The following is a 6,107-nucleotide window of genomic DNA, read 5'->3' as shown; positions in this document are numbered from 1 at the left end:
GGGTGGTGGGGGGTGGGGTCCCCGCATACGCAGGGATGGTCCCGTCTTCCACCGGCCCGGGAAGGTGACCGCGGCCACCACCGCGCACTGCCTGGGTGTGATGGCCGGGCTCGGCTTCAGCCTCGGCGGGGACACCGCCGAGGCGGCCCGCACTGACATCCTCGCCCCGGCCGTCTCCGGCCGGCACGCGGAGAAGGGAGAACAGGAAACGCGTCCCGTGCCGCTGCTCGCCGCCCCTGGCCCGGCGTACCCCTCCGCGGAAGAGGAGCAGACACGCGCGCCGAGGCATGCTGGCCCCCTCGCGCCGGAGATCATCCCGCACGGATTCGGGCAGCACACGCACAAGACCCGGATGCGGGCCCTGCGTACCCCGCCGAAGCTGATCGACGAGCACCTTGGGCACACGAACGGGTCCGTCCCGGACCTCTACGACCACGTCACCCCCAGCTGCGCCGGGAGCTGATGGCCGGTCTCACCCGGGAACGGGAGCAGTCCCTCGACGCCCGCCTGGCCATGTGCCCGCGGTCGCCAGCAGCCGTTCTCGAACGGCCGCTGCGCGAGCGGGCCGCCGTGTTCGCACAGCGGCGCGCCAAATAGCCATCAAGATTTTCTCCCGGATTTCTCCCGAAGATCGCGGCTGCGAGGGCCGGTGACGGTCGCCTCCCGCATGCCCGAGCCGCTGCTTCCTCGCAGGCCAGGAGCAGGAAAAGGGAGGGCGTCCGCCCTCTTCGGGGAGATGTATGGGCGGCTATGGGGAGGTTTGGCGCCCACCGGCCGCCAAACCTCCCGCACCCCTCCGCCACTCCTTGCGCAGCCGCGAAAGTAAGCAGGTCAGCGGCACCCCCGTGACTGCTGACCCGGGGGGAGATCCTGCCCTACCCGTGTGATTATTTCTGCGGAGAATTTTTCTGAAGAAAACTCCGCCGTGAACTCGGCTTTCCTTCGCGGTGCCGGTCGTGGTAGAGGCTGGCCGTGATAACGGGAGAAGAAGCATCTTTGGACAAGGCAGCCATGCAGGCACTGCTCCGTGAGCGGCGGAGCCGGATCGCGCCGGAGGATCATGGGCTTGCCCGGCCGTCGCGGCAGGGGAGGCGGGCTCCGGGGCTGACGCAGAGCCAGGTGGATCAGTTGCTGCACCGTGCGCTCGGGACGTACAGCAGGCTGGAGACGGGCGCGTACCCCAACCCACCGGAGGATCTGCTGCGGGACGTGGCGCGGCTGCTGGCGTTCTCGGAGCACGAGTGGACCTCGCTGTGGCTGTACGCCGTGCACCGCAACCCGCCGTACCCGCTGCATCAGAGCGCCGGTACGGAGGTGCCGCGCGCCTGGCAGGACGTTGTCGAGGGTCAGTCGCACATGGCGTACATCACCGACCAGTCCTGGCGGGTGCTCACGCACAACGAGGCGTTCGCCGACCTGTTCCCGCGGCGTGAGGTGCCGGAGAACACCTTGCGGTGGATGACGCTGCACCCGGACGCCCGTACGGTCCTCACGGGCTGGCGCGAGCACTGGATACCGCTGGTCCTGCCCCAGATGCGGGCGGCCGTGGCCGCGCTGCCGCACGACGAGACGCTCGCGAGGCTGAAGGCGGACATCCTCACGGACCCGGTGGTGGGCCCGCTGTACGCGGCCGGGGGCCGGGCGCGCGTCCATCCCGACGGTGACGAGCGGCCGCTGCTGCACCCGGTCAAGGGGCCCGGCTGGGTGACGATGTGCAGCGCCGGGCCGCACGCGTCACCGCGCGCCCGGCTGATGGTGCTGGTCTTCCGCACCGGCGCGGAGAGGTCCGCCGGCCGTTCGCCGCTGGGGCACACGGACTGACGCCCGGCGGCGGGCACCGCGCCGGTGTCAGTGGGCCGAGTCCGCCGTGAAGTCCTTCGGGACCAGCACCATGGCGAGCAGCGTCGCCACCGCGACGATGCACACGGACACCATGGCGGTGACGGTCAGCGCGTCGTTGTACGCCGACCGGGCGACGGCCCGCAGGGCGCGGCCCGCCGCGCTGTCGTACCCGAGGGAGCGGGCCACCTCGTCGGCGCCGCCGACCGACTGCCGCGCCCTGCCGAGGTCCTCGCCCGCGACCTCGGGGGGCAGTCCGGTCATGCGCCCCCGGAAGAGCGAGGTGTGGATGCTGCCGAGGAGGGCCACGCCGAAGCCGATGCCGAGTTCGTACGCGCTCTCCGAGACGGCTCCGGCCTGGCCCGCGCGCTCCGGGCGGACGGCGGAGACCATGACCGCGGCGGAGGCGGTGATCGCCATGCCGTCACCGATGCCGAAGGTGACGAGGGCGACGGCCACCGCGCCGTAGCCGAGCGGCTGCGGGGCCGCGGCCAGCACGGCGAAGCCGCACAGCAGCGCGGCCAGGCCCACCGCGAGGACGGTCCGCACCCTGACGTGGCGCAGCAGCCAGGGTGTCAGGAGGGACGAGACCAGCAGGGCGGCGGCCGCCGGGAGCGTGTGTGCTCCGGCCGCCAGGGCGTCGTAGCCGCGGACGTACTGCAGCCAGAGCGAGATGAGGTAGAGGGCGGCGCCGATGGCCATCATCGCGATGAGGGTGGCGAGCGCGGCGGCCGTGAAGACGCGGTTGGCGAAGAGGCGGACGTCGAGCAGCGGGTCGCCGGAGACCAGTTGACGGCGTACGAACCAGGTGAGCGCCGCGAGGCCGACGAGCAGCGCGGCCAGGTCGGCGGGGCGGAAGCCGCCCGCCAGGTGCTTGACGCCCCAGGCCGTGGCGATGATCCCGGCCACGGAGAGCACGGCGGACGGCAGGTCGAGGGCGTGGTGCGAGGGGCTGCGGTACTCGGGCAGCAGGACGTACGCCGCGACGAGGGTGACCAGGACGACGGGCACGTTCACCCAGAAGGCGGCCGACCAGGAGAACGCGTTCACCAGGGCGCCGCCGACCAGCGGGCCGATCGCCGCGCCCGCTCCGGCGACGGCGGCCCAGATACCGATCGCCAGGTTGCGCTCGTGGGCGTCGGTGAAGATGGTGCGGATGAGGGAGAGGGTGGACGGCATCACCATCGCCCCGCCGATGGCGAGCAGGACACGGCCCGCGATCAGCTGGAGGACGCTCTCGGTGGTCCCGGCGGTGGCGGCGAGCACGGAGGCCACGCCGAAGACGGCGAAGCCGCACATGAACAGCAGCTTCCGGCCGAACCGGTCGCCGACCGCCCCCGCGGTGACCAGGAGACCGCCCAGGACCAGGCCGTAGATGTCGATGATCCACAGCTGTTCCAGGGCGTCCGGCCGCATCTCCTTGATGAGCGACGGCAGGGCGACGTTGAGGATGGTGGCGTCCATGGCCACCAGCAGGAGGCTGGCGCAGAGGACGGCGAGCATCGCCCAGCGGGCGGGGTCGTCCGCGGCCGGGTCCGGGGCCGATACCTCCGCCGCGGCGGGCCCCGGCGGCCCGGGCGGCCCCGCGGGATCCGGTTCCGGCGGGCCCGGGTCCGGGTCCGGTTCCGGCGGGCCCGGGTCCGGGTCCGGTTCCGGCGGGTCTGCGGAAGGGCCTCGGTCCACGCGCCGTCCCGTCCCTTCGGGAGCTTCAGAGGCATTCGGAGGTATTCGGGGCGTTCAGGGGCACTCGGAGATCCCCGGAAAGCGTCCCTTCGGAACCTAGCCTTCCGGCCCGCGGGCCGCATCCCGGGCACCCGTACCGTCCCCTTTCCGTCGTTTCCGCTGCTGACGGCGGTACGGGTTCCCGTGAACCGTCGGCTGGGCAGGGTGCAGTACGGAAAGGGAGGTGTCCGTGGGACGCATGGCCGAGGCCGCCGCGGGATGGGCGGAAGGCGGGTACGGGGTGGGTGACCGTACCGGGCGGGACGTGGTCGTGATCGGTGCGGGTGTCGCGGGGACCAGCGTCGTCCTGCACCTGGTACGGGCGTTGCTCGCCGCCCGGGAGGCCGGCCGGAGCCCGGTCCGGTCCGTGCAGGTGGTCGATCCCCACCCCACGGGCTGGGGGCTGGCCTTCGGGGACACCGACCCGCTGCTGCTGTGCAACACGGCCGTGGCCATCAATTCCCTGCTCGCGGACCGGCCCGGCGATTTCGTCGACCATCTGCGGCAGCGAGGCTGGACGGGCGGTGAGAACGACTGCGTTCCCCGGTCCTGGATGGCCGAGTACTGCCGGGACCGCTACGAGTGGGCCCGTGAACAGGCGGCGTCCCTCTGCGTCACCGTGCGGCACGTACGCGGGACGGCCGCGTCGATCGACGTGGGCAGCCATGAGGACGGCGTCCCGCGCGTACGGCTGACGGACGGCCGCGTCCTGCGGGCCGACCGGGTGGTCGTGTGCACGGGCGTGCGCCGGCCCCGGACTCCGGACGGCTTCGCCGGCTTCGAGGACCACCCGCGCTACCTGGACAGCCCGTATCCGGCCGCCCGGCTCCAGCGGCTGCCGAAGGGGTCCCGGGTGCTGGTGCTGGGCAGCCACCTGTCGGCGGTCGACGCCGCGCTGGTGCTGTGCCGCGACGGCCACCGGACGACGGTGACCTCGCCGTCGGGGCTCCTGCCCGCCGTACGGGTGTCGCTGGCCCCGCCCGGACGCGAACTCCCTCCCCTGGACCGGATCGCCCGGCTCGACCCCGCCGACCCGTTGCTGGAGCGGAAGCTGACGCGCTGCGCGGTGGAGGCGATCCGACTGCTCGACCCGCGGCCCCTGCGGCTTCAGATCTCCGGGGCGGCGGACCCCGTGGAGCGGCTGCGGGAGGAGACGGCGCTCGTGGAGGCGGGTGCCTGCGGGTGGGCGGGGATGATGGTGCCGGTGATCGAGGCGGTGATCGCCTTGGCGCCCGCGCTGCCCGCCGCGCGCCGCCGGGCGCTGATGGCCCGCTTCGGGTGGCTGACGAGCCGGTATGCCACGGCGATGACGATCGTCAACGCCCGCCGTCTGCTGGACTGTTTCGACGCGGGCACGCTGCGGATGGCGGACGGCTACCCGTCCGCCGTCACCTTCGCCGAGGGCACGTGGCAGGTGACGGGGCCGTGCGGGGAGGTGGAGCGGTTCGACCACGTCGTCAACGCCACCGGCTTCCACCAGCCCCTGCTCCACTGGGACCCGGCGGGCTCGACGCTCCTCCTGGACATCGCGGACGTCCCCGCCGAACAGGCCGCACCCGTGGACGACTTGGACGGCGACCTGCGAGTACGGCGTACGGGCGGGGCACCGCCGGAGCACGTGTGGGTGGTGGGCGTGGGGACGCACGTCCGCACCCCGTTCGCCAATCACATGCGGAACGTGGTGCGGCAGGCGCGGCAGGTGGCGGAGGAGATGTCGACGGAAGAGGTGTCGGCGAAGGAGGAAGTTCCGGCGGCGGAGGATGTGTCAGAGGAGGCATCAGAGGAGGTACCGGAGGAGGAAGTGCCGGCGGTGGGAGCCGTCGTCTGGTCGGCCCGGTACCAGGGCCGATGTCATCCGGTCACCGAGCCGTCGTGAGGATCGAGGCGATCACCGAGGGGGCCGACGGGCCGTCGAGAACGCGGCGCAGCTCCGCCACTCCCTCGCGCCGCTGCTCCGGCGTGAGGGAGAGATACCGCTCGATGCGCTCGTTGAACGTCCCGCGGAAGCGCGCGTAGAGGCCGTCGTCGTGGCGGACCCGGCGGGCAACGGCCACGAGGGCCGCGGTGCCGGCGTAGTCGTCCTCGGGCAGCGGGTGCCCGGGCAGGACGTCCGCGAACCGGCCTGCCAGGTGCCCGAAGAGGGTGTCCGCGAGGTTCCGGACGGTGAACGTGTGCGCGTAGTGCTGTTCGTGGAGTGCCAGGGGCAACCGGCCCAGGAGGGTGGACTCGTGGAGCGCCGACAGGCCCGGGGCGATGAGGGAGTGCGGCGTTCCCCCCACCTGCCGCAGCAGCTCGCGCTGGGGCAGGAACCGGCGGTCGACCCGTCGCCCGGCCGTCCGGTGGGTGCCGCCACGGCCTCCGGCGTACGGGCCGCCGCAGACCAGGACGCGGGTGAACCGGGGCCAGTCGGCGAGGAGATCGGGGATCCAGCGGTCGACGAGGCGGAGGTAGTCGTCGTTGGCCTCGAAGTCCAGGAGGAAGTTCTTGAAGCCGCCGAGGTCGATCAGCAGGTCGTAGTCCGACCCGCCGGTCGCCGGACGCTCCTC

4 protein-coding genes and 2 pseudogenes are annotated in these 6,107 nt (G+C 72.8%); 4 read left to right on the top strand and 2 right to left on the bottom strand.

Features of this window, described 5'->3' with window-relative positions:
* From K6I34_RS29505 to K6I34_RS29500, 3 genes and pseudogenes are all read left to right on the top strand, one after another.
* A pseudogene (locus K6I34_RS29505) lies at window positions 1-463 on the top strand (hypothetical protein); the annotation flags it as partial.
* On the top strand, window positions 463-597 hold the full coding sequence (locus K6I34_RS38440; protein WP_275127176.1) for a hypothetical protein: 135 nt from the start codon (window positions 463-465) through the stop codon (window positions 595-597). The pseudogene K6I34_RS29505 and the gene K6I34_RS38440, both read left to right, overlap by 1 nt.
* Window positions 598-1,011: 414 nt before the next feature.
* Window positions 1,012-1,821 carry a helix-turn-helix domain-containing protein gene (locus tag K6I34_RS29500; protein WP_229330528.1) on the top strand — a complete coding sequence of 270 codons (810 nt, stop codon included), beginning with the start codon at window positions 1,012-1,014 and terminating at the stop codon, window positions 1,819-1,821.
* Window positions 1,822-1,848: 27 nt separating this feature from the next.
* Here K6I34_RS29500 and K6I34_RS29495 read toward each other — a convergent pair whose 3' ends face one another.
* A complete protein-coding gene (locus tag K6I34_RS29495; RefSeq protein WP_229330524.1) occupies window positions 1,849-3,522 on the bottom strand; it encodes an MFS transporter in 1,674 nt (557 codons plus the stop codon).
* A 238-nt stretch (window positions 3,523-3,760) separates the two neighbouring features.
* Between K6I34_RS29495 and K6I34_RS29490 the strand changes: the two genes are divergently transcribed.
* Window positions 3,761-5,437, top strand: coding sequence for an FAD/NAD(P)-binding protein (locus tag K6I34_RS29490; RefSeq protein ID WP_229330526.1), 1,677 nt, complete (start codon window positions 3,761-3,763; stop codon window positions 5,435-5,437).
* Here the strand turns inward: K6I34_RS29490 and K6I34_RS29485 are convergent.
* A pseudogene (locus K6I34_RS29485) lies at window positions 5,421-6,107 on the bottom strand (hypothetical protein); the annotation flags it as partial. The gene K6I34_RS29490 and the pseudogene K6I34_RS29485 overlap by 17 nt on opposite strands.

It is taken from the genome of Streptomyces sp. UNOC14_S4, from assembly GCF_020740835.1.
In the GTDB taxonomy this organism is placed as follows: Bacteria; Actinomycetota; Actinomycetes; order Streptomycetales; family Streptomycetaceae; genus Streptomyces.
This window is presented reverse-complemented; position numbering and strand designations above follow the sequence as displayed.

What these genes read in the sequence shown, in the direction of transcription:
- K6I34_RS38440 (WP_275127176.1), top strand. Translation starts at nt 463, where the DNA reads ATGGCCGGTCTCACCCGGGAACGGGAGCAGTCCCTCGACGCCCGCCTG.
- K6I34_RS29500 (WP_229330528.1), top strand. Translation starts at nt 1,012, where the DNA reads ATGCAGGCACTGCTCCGTGAGCGGCGGAGCCGGATCGCGCCGGAGGAT.
- K6I34_RS29490 (WP_229330526.1), top strand. Translation starts at nt 3,761, where the DNA reads ATGGCCGAGGCCGCCGCGGGATGGGCGGAAGGCGGGTACGGGGTGGGT.